Consider the following 13,825-nt stretch of genomic DNA (forward strand, 5'->3'; position numbering starts at 1 on the left):
GTTAACTTAAAATTTCTTTATATTAAGCTAAGTTAAAACTTTCTGAAAACTATATTTTTGCAATTACCTCATCATTTTGCACATCAAAAACAACCTTACTTCCTGCACCAATTTTGTCTTCTAAAATCAAATCAGCAAGCTTATCTTCTACTATTTCATAGATTGCTCTTTTTAGTGGTCTAGCACCATATACTGGGTCAAATCCAACTTTTGCAATAAACTCTTTTGCACTTTGAGTCAACTCAATTTGGATATCTTTATCTTCAACTTTTTTCTTAATATCTTCAAATAATATTGAAACAATATTTGTAATTGAGTCTAATCCTAATTGTTCAAAAATAATTATATCATCTAATCTATTTAAAAATTCTGGTCTAAAATAGTTTTTAATTTCTAAAAATACTTCTTCTCTTCTTTTATCTTTATCAGCTATTTCTATAATCTTGCTACTTCCAATATTTGAAGTTAATATGATAATTGTATTTTTAAAATCAATAGTAACACCTTTATTATCTGTCAATCTTCCATCATCAAGAACTTGAAGTAAGATATTAAATACATCAGGATGTGCTTTTTCAATTTCATCAAATAAAATCACACTATAAGGTTTTCTTCTAACAGCTTCAGTTAACTGCCCTCCTTCTTCATAACCCACATATCCAGGAGCAGCACCAATTAATCTTGATACTGCATGTTTTTCCATATATTCACTCATATCAAATCTTATAAGTGATTTTTCATCATCAAATAAAAACTTCGCTAAACTTTTTGCACTCTCTGTTTTACCAACACCTGTTGGTCCTAAGAACATAAAAGAGCCTATTGGTTTACTATCATCACTTAGCCCTGCTTTGTTTCTTTTGATTGCTCGACTTATTGCTTTTAGTGCTTCATCTTGCCCTTTTACATCATTTTTTAAAACACTTTCTATTTCTAAGATTTTTTGTTTATCACTACTTAACATCTTATTTACAGGAATTCCAGTCCATCTTGAAACAATACTTGCAATTGCATCTTCATCAACACTATTTCTTAATAATGTTCCTGCTTCTTGCATTTTGTCCCATTTTTCTTCATTTTCTTTTACTTGTTTTTCTAATTCTGGTATTTCCCCATATTCTATAGATGCGGCTTCTTCAAATCTTGATTCTCTTTTAGCAGCTAGTGCTTTTGTTTTAAGTTCATCAATTTTTACTTTTAAAGTAGATGCTTTATTAAATGTCTCTTTTTCATTTAAAAATCTAGTTTCCAAAGCTCTTTGTTCTTCATTTAAATCGGCTAATTCTTTTTCTATAGCTTCAATTCTTTCACTATTTTTTTTAGATTTTTCCATCTTTAAAGCTTCTTTTTCCACCATCAAAGTTTGAATTGCTCTTTTTACAGTTGATAAAACAATTGGTTCACTCTCTATTTGCATTTTAAGCTCTGCTGCTGCTTCATCTATTAGGTCAATAGCTTTATCTGGTAGAAATCTATCAGAAATATATCTATCACTTAATTTGGCAGCTGCTACTAGGGCACTATCATTGATAGTAACACTATGGAAAGTCTCAAGTTTCTCTTTTATACCTCTTAATATTTGTAAAGCTTCATTTACACTTGGTTCATCTACAGATATTGGTTGAAATCTTCTTTGCATAGCTGTATCTTTTTCAAAATACTTTCTATACTCTTTAAGTGTTGTTGCTCCTATTGTATGTAATTCACCCCTTGCAAGAGCTGGTTTTAAGATATTTGCAGCATCCATACTTCCTTCACTTGCCCCTGCTCCAATTATTGTATGAATTTCATCAATAAATAAAATTACATTTCCAGCTTTTTTAACTTCATCAATTACAGATTTTAATCTATCTTCAAATTCACCTCTATATTTTGCACCTGCAATTAAAGCACTCATATCAAGTGTTACCACTCTTTTATTTTGTAAAGATAGTGGAACATCCTTTGCCACTATTCTTTGGGCTAGTCCTTCAGCAATAGCTGTTTTACCAGTTCCTGGTTCTCCTAAAAGTATAGGGTTGTTTTTTGTTTTTCTTATAAGAATTTGCATCATTCTTTGAATTTGTTCATCTCTTCCAATTACTGGGTCTAGTTTTCCCTCAATTGCTTGTTGGTTTAGGTCAATTCCATATTTTCCTAAAGCTTCTAAGTTCTCATCTCCTGAAGCTGAGTCAATAACACTTCCACCTCTTATGGCTTCTAGCTCTTTTTTTGCTTCTCGTAAATCTATATATTTGCCTAATACATCTTTAAATACTTTATTATCAAAGTTTGCTATTAACCATGAGTCAATAGCTATAAATTTATCGCCAAGTGTTGCCATCTGACCTTCTGCTTTTTGCAAAGAATCTATAAAGCCCCTACTTAGTTTTATATTCTCTTTTGTAACTGTTGATACAGTTGGCAAAGATGATGTATGAGATTTTGCTTCTAGTACTAAGGCTGTTTTGTCTATATTCATTTTATTTAATAATTGGTTTAGTACTGAGTTGGTATTTGTTAATAATGCCCAAAGCATATGTATAACTTCTACTTCTTGGTTTTTATTATGTAATGCTAAAGCAACAGACGAATCTATGCTTTCATTCATTTGGTTTGTTAGTTTTTCAAAAATTTTATTCATAATTAGCACTCCTTTAATTTAACTGCTAAAAAAATTATAGCACCTTGAGTGGACTTTTGTCAAGTTATATTTTTGTTTTCTTTCATAATTTTTACAATATAATTAGCAAAACAAAAAGGAAATAGATGTTATGTGGTATAGATGAAGCTGGAAGAGGACCATTAGCTGGGCCAATGGTTGTAGCTGGAGTTGTTTTAAAAAATTCAATAGAAGGATTAAATGATTCTAAAAAACTAAGTGAAAAAAAAAGAGAAAAACTTTTTGATGAAATAATAGCTAACTCTTTTTATCATATAGTATTTACTGATGCAAAGACTTTAGATAAGCTTGGATTATCTTTGTGTTTAAAAAACTCTATAGAAGAGATTATGCAAAATGTTGAAGCAAATGAATATCTAATGGATGGAAATACTTCTTTTGGAATAGAAGGTCTAAAACATGAAATAAAAGCAGATGCAAATTATGAGCAAGTTAGTGCAGCTTCAATACTAGCAAAGGTTAGCCGAGATAGATATATGGTAAAAATTTCAAATAAATACCCAAACTATATGTTTGAAAAACATAAAGGTTATGGAACAAAAGTTCATATAGATATGATAAAAGAGTTTGGAAGAAGTGAAGAGCACAGATATAGTTTTAAAACTAAAGGTATTGATTATTAAAAAAAGTGCTATAATTCCATAAAAAATTTAGTAGGTTATATGACTGCACCTTTTGATATAAAACAACTTGAACTAACACAATTTGGTAATAATATTTTTTCACCAAAACAATGGCTTGATACTATAGTTCCGGAGAGTATGAAAATACTTCCAAATCCTTATCATGAAGCTCCTTTTATATATGAAAATATCAATTTTGATTTTTCAGATATGAAAAGCTTTATTAAAAATCATGAAGATGAATCTAAAAAAATAGGAATCATTAGTACTGATGATGGAGTTGTACTTCCTAAAAAAAATACAGAAATAAGAAATACTTACAATATCATTCCAAATGATACTTTTCTAAAAGAATACAATATATTTTTTGAATCACAAAAAAGTAAAATAGAAGAATTTTTTAATGTCTCGCTTATGCAATCAATTGATCCTCAAATACTTATTTATAAAAATGGCTGTTTTTATAAAAGACACTCTGATAACTGTAGTGAAATAGTTGATTTAAATAAAAATATTATTGAATATAAGCCAGTAGCTCCTGCTAGAATTATTACAACTGTTTTATTTATAACAACACAAGTAAAAGAGCCAAAAGATGAGTTTGAATTTAGTGGTGGTGAATTGGTTTTTGATTTTTTATATGATGATAAATTTAGAAAAATATCAATCAAACCTAAAGAGGGAGATTTTGTTGCCTTTTTAAGTAACCCATACTTTTCTCATAGCGTGAAAAAAATAAAAGATGGAATGAGAGTCTCTGTTGTACAATGGCATAATGCCATTGTGCACTAATTAAGATCTTTAGGAAGTTTTTTCAGATTCTTTAAAAACTTATACTTATCAGATTCTGTGTAAAGAACTCTTAAGCCTTTTACATCTCTCTTTGAAGTTGATTCATATTCAATATAATATTCCCCATGTATACAAGTAAATATAACTGATGTTTTTGAAACTGGTGATTGAACACACTCTTGCAAATTTTGTGCAGAAAATAGTGAACTCACTAATAATGTTAATGCAATTAAATATTTCATTTTGATACTTCTCCTATTTGTTTTTCTATAGATTCAACTTTTGTTTTTAATCTATTATCATGACCTTTTCTAATGTCAAAGGTTAATGTAGCATAAACTCTATTACAATCAAGTGATTCTAAAACCTTATAACAATCCTCTATAAGCTTCAAAGCTTGCCCTATCTCTTCTGTTTCAATAATAGTACACATAGAAGTCAGTTGATAAGAATAACCACTTTTTCTAATAGTATCAATCACCTTAGCCACATGTGCACTCTTGCTTTCACCATAATCAGTTGGAAACATCGCCATTTCTAATAATACACTCATCTAAACTCCTAAACTTCTTTTTCTACTCTATTTTTACCACTATTCTTTACTTTATATAAGGTTTCATCTGCCCTTGAGATGATTTTTTCTATTGTATCATCCTCTTTAAAAGTACTTACACCAAAACTTGCTGTAATCCCCTCTTTTACTAGATTATTTAATTCTATATCATTCTCAAAACAATTCTTTAACTTTTGGGCTATGTCAAAAGTTTGTTCCAAATTTGAATTATTTAAAAGAATCAAGAACTCTTCTCCACCCCACCTTGATATGCTATCACTATCTCTAATTTGTAATTTTAAAATAGCAGCAATTCTTTTTAAAACATCATCTCCAACTAAATGCCCATAGTTATCATTTACAAGTTTAAAATCATCTAAGTCTAAGAATATGATTGATTTAGGTATTTTATCCCTTTTAAATTGTTTTAAAGACTTCTCAAAATAATCATTGAAGGTTCTTCTATTATGTAAGTTTGTTAAGCTATCATAAGCAGCTAAACTTTCCAATTTTTTATTATATATCTTTATTGTATACAAAATTATAATTATGATAAGAATAGTTACAAATAAAGAAATAATAAGATTTAAAATAAAAGTCTTCCTAACTTCTCCGGTAAAGGTATCAAGCTTGGCTTCAACAAATAAATATAGATTTAACTCTTTTACAAATTTACCATTTAAGATATATGTTTTGTCATTTTTTTTATATTCAAAAAGCTGTGGGCTTTCAAATTCTAAATCTTTATTTGCCAAATCTAATTCTTTTATTGTTATTAGTTTATCAGGATTATTAAATTCATTTTCACTTAAAACAACTTCACCATTTTTATCTGTAAAGAATACATTAAAATTATATTTGAGCCTAAAGTGTTTTAACATTTCATTTATATATGAAATCTTTATTCCTATTCCTGTAGCCCCTAAATAATGGAACTTATCATCAAAAATTTTATAATTTATAAACATGATTAAAGAATCAGCTAGTTTTTTATTAAAGTCTAAATTTATCTCATGATTTTCTGGGGTTTCTTTAAATTTAAAATACCAAGCATTTTCAGGATTGGATTTTTTAACTTTATCTATTAGGCCTTTAGAAGTATAATAATTACCCGTTTGATTAGAAACCAAAAAAGTACTAAACATATTGTATTTATTTTTTATACTCTCCAAATATCTACTTATTTTTTCAGTTTGATTTTCTTCATGAAGAATCCAATCTTTTAAAAAAGTGTCATTTGCCATCATTGAAGATACTAAGGTAGGCTCTATAATATTTTTTTGCACTTCTGAGTAAATATTATCAATAGACAAAGGAAGTGATCTTTCTTTAAGATTTATTTCCATTTCTTTTAATGCTTTTTCATAGTTCATTACAGAAGAACCAATAGTAAAAGTAAGCAACAGAAATGTCACTGTAATTACTACATAATTTTTAATATTCATTTCTTTTCCTAATTTTATTTTTTCAACTCTTGAGGTAACGAAATCTTAAAACTAGCACCTTTGTACATTTTTTTATCAATTTCATATTTTACATTTTCAACTTTTATAAAACCCTTTAAATGTTTAGTAATTATTTCTTGTGTCATATAAAGTCCTATTCCAGTGCCTTGACTTTTATGTTTAGTGGTAAAATAAGGTTCAAATATTTTTTGAATAATATTATCATCTATTCCACCTGCATTATCTCTAATGTCAATAATTATATTGTCATATTTTTTAGAGATTTTTATAATTATAAATTTTTTTTCTGATTTATTTTTCATAAGTGCATCATGTGCATTATTAAAAATATTCATTAAACATTGAACTAGTTCATTTTCTAATGTATAAGTAAATAAATCTTCGCATTCATCTTTTATTTCAATATTTAATGTATCAAATTTTGGTTTTAAAAGTTTTATTGTATTTTTATAAACTTCTTTTATATTGCATCTTACTATATTTTTATCTTTTGCAAAATATTTTCTAAAATCTTCAATTGTATTTGATAAGTATTTAGTATTATCAATGATATTACTCAAACCCTCTTCAATTTTTTCTTTATTTAAAATCTTATATTCACTTTCAAGTTTAAGACCACTTGCACTTATTGAAATAGCTGAGAGTGGTTGTCTCCATTGATGAGCAATATTTTCAATCATTTCTCCCATTGCTGCCATTTTGGACTGATTAAACAACAGTTGAGATTGTTCTTCGATTTTTTTATCTTTCTCATATTTTTCTGTAATATCTTGAAGTGTTCCTACTATTATCACAGCATTATTTTCAATAAAAACTTCACATTGATTATTGACCCATTTAATTTTTTTATTTATTACAAGTCTATGAATGATCTCATAAGGTTTTTTTTCTTTAACAAGTCTATCAAGAAGTACATTTACCCTTCTTTTATCATCACTATGTACAAAAGACAAAAGATATTTTGAAGAAATTCTTCTTTTGCCTTTTTCTATTCCAAAAAGATCATATGTCTCATCGGAAAGGACTAAATCTTCTGTTTCATATGAATAACTCCATGATCCTATTTTTGATATTTTTTGTGCTTTTTTCAAGTTTTCTTGACTTTTCAAAAGACTTACTTGATTATTCTTTATTCTTTTTCGAATTTTATAAAAAATAGTAATTGATATAGAAATCATTACTAAAGAAAAAATTATTCCCCAAATTAACGAATTTTTTATTAATTCTTTTAAATAAACATCTGTCTCATTTTTTAGTTTATCAATTTGTTCATTTAAATCTTCAAAATAAAATCCAGATGTTATAATCCAATTCCACTGTTTATTCCAATAAAAGTATGCATATCTTTCTTTTTCAATATCAAAGCCTGGTTTTTTAAACCAATATTTATGATAACCTTCCCCTTTTTCCTTTAAAAGTTTCAATACTTCTTTTCTATAAAAATTTCCTGTTTTATCTTTAACATTATCATCAATTTTTCTTTTTAAAACTTCTTCTTTATTATTGCTTACAATTAATTGAGCAAAATCTTTACCACCATTTATATCAAAAATATCAAAAATTAATATATATTCTTTTAAGTCAGGATTTAATTCTATTTTATTAATTAAATCTATTTTTTCTTCATTTAAAATATCACGAGGATATACTAATGTTCCTATATATATATCCAATGGTTTAAAATATATGACAGCAACTGCTTTTAAAAATACATTATCCCTAAGATTTGGCTTTTTAAAATAATATTGAGTAAATCCAATTTTTTCATTATTTGATAAACTATTAAATAATTTTAAGCCTATTTTTTTATTATCTGTATCAAAATAATCATTTAAGTTTTTTCCAATTAAGTCTTTTTCAGGATGGGCAAGGATAGTTCCTGCTTTATCAAAAATAAAATAATAACTCTTATCTTTGTTATATGTTAAAATTGAAAGCCTACTTTTTAGTACATTTATTAAACTCTTTTTTGATAAGTTTTTATTTTTTTTATATGTATTTTTAGCAACTCTTAATGCAATTATAATTTTTTCTTCTAATTGGCTTTTAACTTTTTTATTAACTTTATTGTTATCTATTTTTATTATATTATTTATATTATGAACTTTGTTATATATCAGATTTTTCTTTTCTTCAAAAAATTCGGCTTTTTTATTTTTTATTTGATTTTCTAACTGTTTCTTAGTAATATGTATATTATAAATAGTAATACTTGTGATGAGAAAAATTATAATTATTATTGGTAAAAATATAATTTCAAAAATATAATTATTTTGCTTTTGCATGATATCCCTTGTGTTGAGACAATATTACAAAAAATAATAGAAATAATAACTTAATTATATATTAGCCATTAGATAATACAATAAAATATTAACCAACATTTCAATTCATTTTTGATATATTTACTATTCAAAATATTAACAAAGGATTACTATGCAAATAGAAATGTCACCTGAAGTTGTTCTATCACAATTAGGTTATTCAAAAAGTGAAAGTGCACTAAAGCAAGCAGAAGTTATGATAAAAAATACAAAAGATTTTGAAAAGTTTGCAAAACATATTATTAGTTTAAATGACCATTTAAAAAAAATGAATGCTTATGTAGGGTTTTCAAATAAAACAGAATACTTAAAAATTAAGTGTGATGAAAATGATTCAGATGAAATTCTAAAAGAATTTCATAATGAAGTTTCACATTGGGCTGACAAATATGGGGTAAAAGTTCAACAAATAAGTGAAAGACCAATTTATTATATTTTAGGTGTAAATAACTAAAATATTTTCTTATAAGTATGACAATATGGCACCTTTTGGTGTCTGTCATAATAATTTTGATGATATTCTTCTGCTTCATAAAAAGTTGATGCTTCGTATAATGCAGTAGCCACTTTGTACCCTTTACTTTCTAACTCATCTATTATTTCCAAAGATTTTTCTCTTTGCTCATCATTTTTATAAAATATTGCAGATAAATATTGACTACCTATGTCAGGACCTTGACCATTGGATTGAGTGAAATCATGAATTTCAAAAAAATATTTGACTAACTGTTCAAAAGTGACTACTTTCTTATCATATTCTATTTTTACTGTTTCTAAATGCCCCGTTGTACCAGTACAAACACTTTGGTAATCAGGATGAAGTGTATCTCCACCCATATATCCAGAAACTGCACTATAAACACCTTTTAAGTGTTCAAAATGATATTCTACACCCCAAAAACAACCTGCTGCAAAATAACATATTGCTTGGTCTTCATTTGTTTTATTTATATAATCAAAATTTAATGAAATAGAATTTACACAATGTCTTGTATTTTTTGATGTAAAACCTTCACCTTCAAATACATGACCTAAATGAGCACCACAGTTTGCACAAACAATTTCTGTTCTTCTTCCATCACTATCTTGAACTCTTTTTACAGTTCCAAAATCATCATCAAAACTTGGCCAACCACAACTTGAGTTAAATTTACTATCAGATGAATACAGCTTTGTATCACATTTTTTACATTTATAAATACCATCCGAATAAAAATCATTATATTTACCAGAAAAAGGTCTCTCTGTTCCTTTATTTTCTATTACTCTTATTTCTTCTTCAGTTAATTTATTAAATGACATTTTATATCCTATAATTTATAATTTCTGAAATTCTATCTAAAGAAAAAAAGTTCTTTAATAAATTATAAATATAGTTTTTGCTCTTAATAAAAATTAAATTTTTGAAGATTCTTTAACATCAAACTTTACATTTATTAACACTTCATTTTTATATAAAAGCTTACCTTCAAAGATATCATTTACTTCAAATTTTCCTACACCACTAGGAGTTCCACTCATAAGTATATCTCCATCTTCAAAAGATGAAAAAGTGTTTAAATTTTTTATTATTTCATTTGGTTTATATATCATCATAGATACATCACCTTTTTGTTTAAGTTCCCCATTAATATATAACTCAATACCAAGATCTGAAACATCTCCATCAAAACTTACAAACTTTGAGAAAACAGCTGCTCCATCAAAACATTTAGCTCTTTCCCAAGGTAAACCCTTTTGTTTAAGCTTTGATTGTACTTCTCTTAAAGTTAAGTCTAATCCAAATCCAACAGCTGATATTTTATTTTCTTCCATTAAAAATGATATTTCAGCTTCATAATGACAACTAGTATTTCCTTTTGGAAATACCAATTCATCACTTATTGAAGAGTTTGGTTTGAAGAAAAAAACTGGTTCTTCTGGTGTCTCATTATTTAGCTCTTTTATGTGATCTACATAGTTTCTACCTATGCATACTACTTTTGAAGGGTATATCTTTTTATTATCTATTAGTATTTTATTCATTTTTCTACTTTTATATAAATTTTACATAGCTTTTACTTAAAACTGTAGTTGAAAAATTATATCGAAAATGAACTAATTTTGATAATTTATATCTCATAAATTTTGAAAGATCTTCTTATTTCTTTCTATGACATATATCTAATCACTTATTCATATGGGTGTTTTTGATAGACTAAAATACAATCTAGTTTCAAAAGGGTATAGTTATAGAAAACTATTTTGGCTTACTGGATTTTTATCTTTCTTTATCTCACCAATTGCAGATAACTTAACAACAGCACTTATTCTTTCAACTGTTTTAATTACAATTGAAAAAGAGAAAAAAGAGTTTTTAGTTCCAGGTGCAATTAATATCGTAGTTGCAGCTAATGCTGGTGGTGAGTGGTCTCCATTTGGTGATATTACAACTTTGATGGTTTGGACTTCAGGTAAGGGTCAATTTATGGACTTTTTATATCTATTCCCTGCCTCAATATTAGGATATTTAGCAACTGCTTTTTTATTATCTCTTGTTGTTCCAAAAACAAAACCAGAATTTGATTCAAAAGTTGAAGTTCCTCAAATGAAAGACGGTGCAAAAACTATCATTTTCTTAGGTGTTGTTACAATTGTCATGGCAGTAATTTCTCATCAATTCTTAGACTTCTCAGCTATGTGGGGTATGATGTTTGGTTTAATGTTATTAAAATTCTGTTCATTTAAATTAAGAAAAAAATATGGAAGTGAACACTTTGATATTTTTTATTCGATGTCAAAAATTGAAAATAATACTTTGATGTTTTTCTTTGGTATTTTAGCAGCAGTTGGAGCTTTATATTTTGTAGGTTGGCTAACTCTTACTTCAGTAGTATATCATCCAAATCATTTAGGACCAACTTTATCAAATATTGCAGTTGGGTTCTTATCAGCAATTGTAGATAATGTTCCAGTAATGTCTGCTATTTTAAAAGCAAATCCAAATATGGATATTTCAAACTGGCTATTAGTTACATTAACAGCAGGTATTGGTGGTTCTTTAATCTCATTTGGTAGTGCTGCTGGTGTAGGTGTTATGGGAAAACTAAAAGGTGTTTATACTTTTAGTAGTCATATGAAATATGCGTGGACTATTTTAATTTGATATTTTGTATCAATTGGTATTTGGTATTTTCAATTTGAGATGTTAAAACTTTATTAATTAAACTTAAAAAAAGAAGAATTTAAATCTTCTTTTTTTATAAAATATAGTAAATATCTTGAGATTTATCATAATTAATATTATTCTATATTACCCTTCTTTTTTAATTCTCTTCTAATACGACTCAAATGAGTAGGTGAAATACCCAAGTATGATGCTATATAGTGCTTAGGAATTCTTTTTATGATATTTTTAAATTCTTCGTTGAATTTTTCATATCTTTTTTTAGCATTATCAAGAACAAGAGAAGAGCCTATATCATCTCTTTCTAATACCCAATGTTTTTCTAAATAAAAAATATGAAAAAATTTTAAATCATCATATGTTTCTAAAAGTTTTCTATATTTGTCGTGTTTAATATCTATAACTATTGAATCTTCAATTGCTTGAACTACTGCATTTATAGGTTTTTTATATAAAAGTGCAACCATTGGTCCATAAAATTTAGTTTCCCAGAAAAATTTTTTTGTATATTCTTCTGCTTTTTCATTAAATGAAAATGTTCTAAATAAACCTTTATATACATAAGAAAAAGCATCTACTTTATCATAAAGTTCAAATGCATATGCATTTTTTTTTATTTCTTTTATTGTGCATATATTTTTAAACTCTTTCCATGTTTTTTCTGAAAGTGGATAATAAGAATCTAAAGTCTTTTTAAGTGAGTTAAATATTTCTTCTGTACTTGTGTTCATAAATAATCTTTAATATTTTAGAAAGGATATTACAAATTTATTTAAAAATCAATATATGTATATGACAAAGATAAATAATTTTGATAATCTGTATCAAAAAAGGATATTTTATGTCAAAAACATTATATGCACATATTTTAATTTTATTTGCAACGTTTATATCAGGAGGATCATTTATAGTATCTCAAAAATTATCAGGAGTAATTAATCCTATTTCGATTAATTTATTAAGATTTTTAATAGCAACTGTAACTTTGCTTCCTTTTATATTTTTAAAAAAAGAGTATAGAATAAAACTTATTTCAACTTTTAAAAGAGCATTTATAATAAGTTTTTTTTATACATCATTTTTAATAGGAATGTTCATCTCTTTAGAATACACAACTGCTTTAAACACTGGAGCAATATTTACCCTTGTACCTTTAATTACTGCAATATTATCAATGATATTTTTCAAACAAAAAATCCCAAAAAAACAATATTTAGTATATCTTTTTGGAATTATTGGAACTTGCATTGTTATTTTTAAAGCAAGCTTACAACTTTTTTTGTCACTTACTTTAAATAAAGGAGATATATTTTTTTTTATATCTATTTTATTTATATCAATGTATTCTATTTGTGCAAAATATTTTTATGAAAAAGATGATAAGTTAGTTGTTTTAGTTTTTATGACATTAGTTGGTGGTTGCATTTGGATGTCAATTGCTTTAATTATATTCAATATACCTTTACAATGGAATAGAATCAATACAAATGATTTTGTTTCCTTAGGTTATATTAGTATACCTGCAACTTTGGTTACTGCATATTTATATCAAAAGTGTACAGTGATTTTAGGACCTAAGAAAATTATGGCTTATACTTACTTAACTCCTGCTTCTATTGCAATACTTATGTTTGTTGTGTCATCACAAGTTTTAACTTATTGGGTAATTATAGGTATATTGATATCTACTTTTTCTACAGTAATGTTATTACGAAAAAGTTAAAAGAATTTTAATGGAGCAATTCAAACTATAGTAGAAAATATTCTATTTAACCTTATTATTTGCTTCACTAATTTTCCCTAATACTTTATACAACAATGCATAAAGATTTTCTACATCGTCTTTATCCATCTGTAAAGAACGCCCTAGTTCCTCTGGAACTTTAATGGCATTATCTTTTAGCTTTTCACCTTCTAAAGTAAGTCGTACAACTAAATTACGTTCATCTTCTTGTGCACGTGTCCTAGTAATATATCCTTTAGACTCTAGTTTTTTCAATAAAGGAGTTAATGTTCCAGAATCCAAATACAAATATTTACCCAATAATTTGCTATTTATTTCTTTGTGTTCCCACATAACCATCATTGTAAGATATTGAGTATAAGTTAAATCAAGCTTGTCCAAAAAAGGCTTATAAATTCTTACAACTTCTTTTGAACAAGCATACAAAGGAAAACATAGTTGATTTTCAAGTTTTAAAATTTCATCTTTGTTTTCTTCTAGCATACAAATCCTTGT

At 26.4% G+C, this 13,825-nt stretch carries 13 protein-coding genes and 1 pseudogene; 5 read left to right on the forward strand and 9 right to left on the reverse strand.

The window, feature by feature from the left end; all coding sequences use genetic code 11:
• Nucleotides 1-49: 49 nt before the first annotated feature.
• On the reverse strand, nt 50-2,623 hold the full coding sequence (locus tag ACNI3D_RS12270; RefSeq protein ID WP_419767199.1) for an ATP-dependent Clp protease ATP-binding subunit: 2,574 nt from the start codon (nt 2,621-2,623) through the stop codon (nt 50-52).
• 125 nt (nt 2,624-2,748) lie between these two features.
• Between ACNI3D_RS12270 and rnhB the strand changes: the two genes are divergently transcribed.
• On the forward strand, nt 2,749-3,285 hold the full coding sequence (gene rnhB, locus ACNI3D_RS12275; protein ID WP_419767200.1) for a ribonuclease HII: 537 nt from the start codon (nt 2,749-2,751) through the stop codon (nt 3,283-3,285).
• A gap of 39 nt (nt 3,286-3,324) precedes the next feature.
• Nucleotides 3,325-4,077, forward strand: a complete 753-nt coding sequence (locus ACNI3D_RS12280; protein WP_375724389.1) for a 2OG-Fe(II) oxygenase — start codon at nt 3,325-3,327, stop codon at nt 4,075-4,077.
• Here ACNI3D_RS12280 and ACNI3D_RS12285 read toward each other — a convergent pair.
• Genes ACNI3D_RS12285 through ACNI3D_RS12300 form a run of 4 tightly spaced genes read right to left on the reverse strand, consistent with a single transcriptional unit; the run spans nt 4,074 to nt 8,381 of the window.
• Nucleotides 4,074-4,319, reverse strand: coding sequence for a hypothetical protein (locus tag ACNI3D_RS12285; RefSeq protein WP_375724390.1), 246 nt, complete (start codon nt 4,317-4,319; stop codon nt 4,074-4,076). The genes ACNI3D_RS12280 and ACNI3D_RS12285 overlap by 4 nt on opposite strands.
• The gene (locus ACNI3D_RS12290) at nt 4,316-4,630 is read right to left on the reverse strand and encodes an MTH1187 family thiamine-binding protein (RefSeq protein ID WP_375724391.1); all 315 of its coding nucleotides are present in this window, start codon (nt 4,628-4,630) and stop codon (nt 4,316-4,318) included. Before ACNI3D_RS12290 ends, ACNI3D_RS12285 begins: the two co-directional genes overlap by 4 nt.
• A gap of 8 nt (nt 4,631-4,638) precedes the next feature.
• Nucleotides 4,639-6,075 carry a sensor domain-containing diguanylate cyclase gene (locus ACNI3D_RS12295; RefSeq protein WP_419767201.1) on the reverse strand — a complete coding sequence of 479 codons (1,437 nt, stop codon included), beginning with the start codon at nt 6,073-6,075 and terminating at the stop codon, nt 4,639-4,641.
• A 14-nt stretch (nt 6,076-6,089) separates the two neighbouring features.
• Nucleotides 6,090-8,381 (reverse strand): cache domain-containing protein, encoded by a 2,292-nt coding sequence (locus tag ACNI3D_RS12300; RefSeq protein WP_419767202.1) that lies wholly within the window; start codon nt 8,379-8,381, stop codon nt 6,090-6,092.
• A gap of 151 nt (nt 8,382-8,532) precedes the next feature.
• Here ACNI3D_RS12300 and ACNI3D_RS12305 point away from each other — a divergent pair, with 151 nt between their 5' ends.
• Nucleotides 8,533-8,874: a hypothetical protein gene (locus tag ACNI3D_RS12305; RefSeq protein ID WP_129101800.1), complete on the forward strand. Its 342-nt coding sequence runs from the start codon at nt 8,533-8,535 to the stop codon at nt 8,872-8,874.
• Here ACNI3D_RS12305 and ACNI3D_RS12310 read toward each other — a convergent pair.
• Together ACNI3D_RS12310 and ACNI3D_RS12315 are read right to left on the reverse strand one after the other, a co-directional pair.
• Nucleotides 8,871-9,722, reverse strand: coding sequence for a bifunctional methionine sulfoxide reductase B/A protein (locus ACNI3D_RS12310; RefSeq protein ID WP_419767203.1), 852 nt, complete (start codon nt 9,720-9,722; stop codon nt 8,871-8,873). The two genes, ACNI3D_RS12305 and ACNI3D_RS12310, sit on opposite strands and share 4 nt — an antisense overlap.
• A 93-nt stretch (nt 9,723-9,815) precedes the next feature.
• Complete coding sequence (locus ACNI3D_RS12315; protein WP_419767204.1) at nt 9,816-10,445, reverse strand: fumarylacetoacetate hydrolase family protein; 630 nt, start codon at nt 10,443-10,445, stop codon at nt 9,816-9,818.
• 112 nt (nt 10,446-10,557) lie between these two features.
• On the opposite strand from ACNI3D_RS12315, the pseudogene nhaD reads away from it, so the two are divergent.
• Nucleotides 10,558-11,565, forward strand: a pseudogene (nhaD, locus tag ACNI3D_RS12320) (sodium:proton antiporter NhaD); the annotation flags it as partial.
• A gap of 137 nt (nt 11,566-11,702) precedes the next feature.
• Here nhaD and ACNI3D_RS12325 read toward each other — a convergent pair.
• A complete protein-coding gene (locus ACNI3D_RS12325) occupies nt 11,703-12,317 on the reverse strand; it encodes a Crp/Fnr family transcriptional regulator (protein WP_419767205.1) in 615 nt (204 codons plus the stop codon).
• A gap of 110 nt (nt 12,318-12,427) precedes the next feature.
• Between ACNI3D_RS12325 and ACNI3D_RS12330 the strand changes: the two genes are divergently transcribed.
• Nucleotides 12,428-13,309, forward strand: a complete 882-nt coding sequence (locus tag ACNI3D_RS12330; RefSeq protein WP_419767206.1) for a DMT family transporter — start codon at nt 12,428-12,430, stop codon at nt 13,307-13,309.
• Nucleotides 13,310-13,351: 42 nt separating this feature from the next.
• Here ACNI3D_RS12330 and ACNI3D_RS12335 read toward each other — a convergent pair whose 3' ends face one another.
• Nucleotides 13,352-13,813, reverse strand: coding sequence for a MarR family winged helix-turn-helix transcriptional regulator (locus tag ACNI3D_RS12335; protein ID WP_129101805.1), 462 nt, complete (start codon nt 13,811-13,813; stop codon nt 13,352-13,354).
• Between the last annotated feature and the right edge of the window lie 12 nt (nt 13,814-13,825).

Origin of the sequence: Arcobacter siniprincipis (SeqCode) (assembly GCF_048571125.1) — a bacterium.
Lineage (GTDB): Bacteria > Campylobacterota > Campylobacteria > Campylobacterales > Arcobacteraceae > Arcobacter > Arcobacter siniprincipis.

What these genes read in the sequence shown, in the direction of transcription:
- rnhB (WP_419767200.1), top strand. Translation starts at nt 2,749, where the DNA reads ATGTTATGTGGTATAGATGAAGCTGGAAGAGGACCATTAGCTGGGCCA.
- ACNI3D_RS12305 (WP_129101800.1), top strand. Translation starts at nt 8,533, where the DNA reads ATGCAAATAGAAATGTCACCTGAAGTTGTTCTATCACAATTAGGTTAT.
- ACNI3D_RS12310 (WP_419767203.1), bottom strand. Translation starts at nt 9,722, where the DNA reads ATGTCATTTAATAAATTAACTGAAGAAGAAATAAGAGTAATAGAAAAT.
- ACNI3D_RS12335 (WP_129101805.1), bottom strand. Translation starts at nt 13,813, where the DNA reads ATGCTAGAAGAAAACAAAGATGAAATTTTAAAACTTGAAAATCAACTA.
- ACNI3D_RS12280 (WP_375724389.1), top strand. Translation starts at nt 3,325, where the DNA reads ATGACTGCACCTTTTGATATAAAACAACTTGAACTAACACAATTTGGT.
- ACNI3D_RS12300 (WP_419767202.1), bottom strand. Translation starts at nt 8,381, where the DNA reads ATGCAAAAGCAAAATAATTATATTTTTGAAATTATATTTTTACCAATA.
- ACNI3D_RS12285 (WP_375724390.1), bottom strand. Translation starts at nt 4,319, where the DNA reads ATGAAATATTTAATTGCATTAACATTATTAGTGAGTTCACTATTTTCT.
- ACNI3D_RS12325 (WP_419767205.1), bottom strand. Translation starts at nt 12,317, where the DNA reads ATGAACACAAGTACAGAAGAAATATTTAACTCACTTAAAAAGACTTTA.
- ACNI3D_RS12290 (WP_375724391.1), bottom strand. Translation starts at nt 4,630, where the DNA reads ATGAGTGTATTATTAGAAATGGCGATGTTTCCAACTGATTATGGTGAA.
- ACNI3D_RS12315 (WP_419767204.1), bottom strand. Translation starts at nt 10,445, where the DNA reads ATGAATAAAATACTAATAGATAATAAAAAGATATACCCTTCAAAAGTA.
- ACNI3D_RS12270 (WP_419767199.1), bottom strand. Translation starts at nt 2,623, where the DNA reads ATGAATAAAATTTTTGAAAAACTAACAAACCAAATGAATGAAAGCATA.
- ACNI3D_RS12295 (WP_419767201.1), bottom strand. Translation starts at nt 6,075, where the DNA reads ATGAATATTAAAAATTATGTAGTAATTACAGTGACATTTCTGTTGCTT.
- ACNI3D_RS12330 (WP_419767206.1), top strand. Translation starts at nt 12,428, where the DNA reads ATGTCAAAAACATTATATGCACATATTTTAATTTTATTTGCAACGTTT.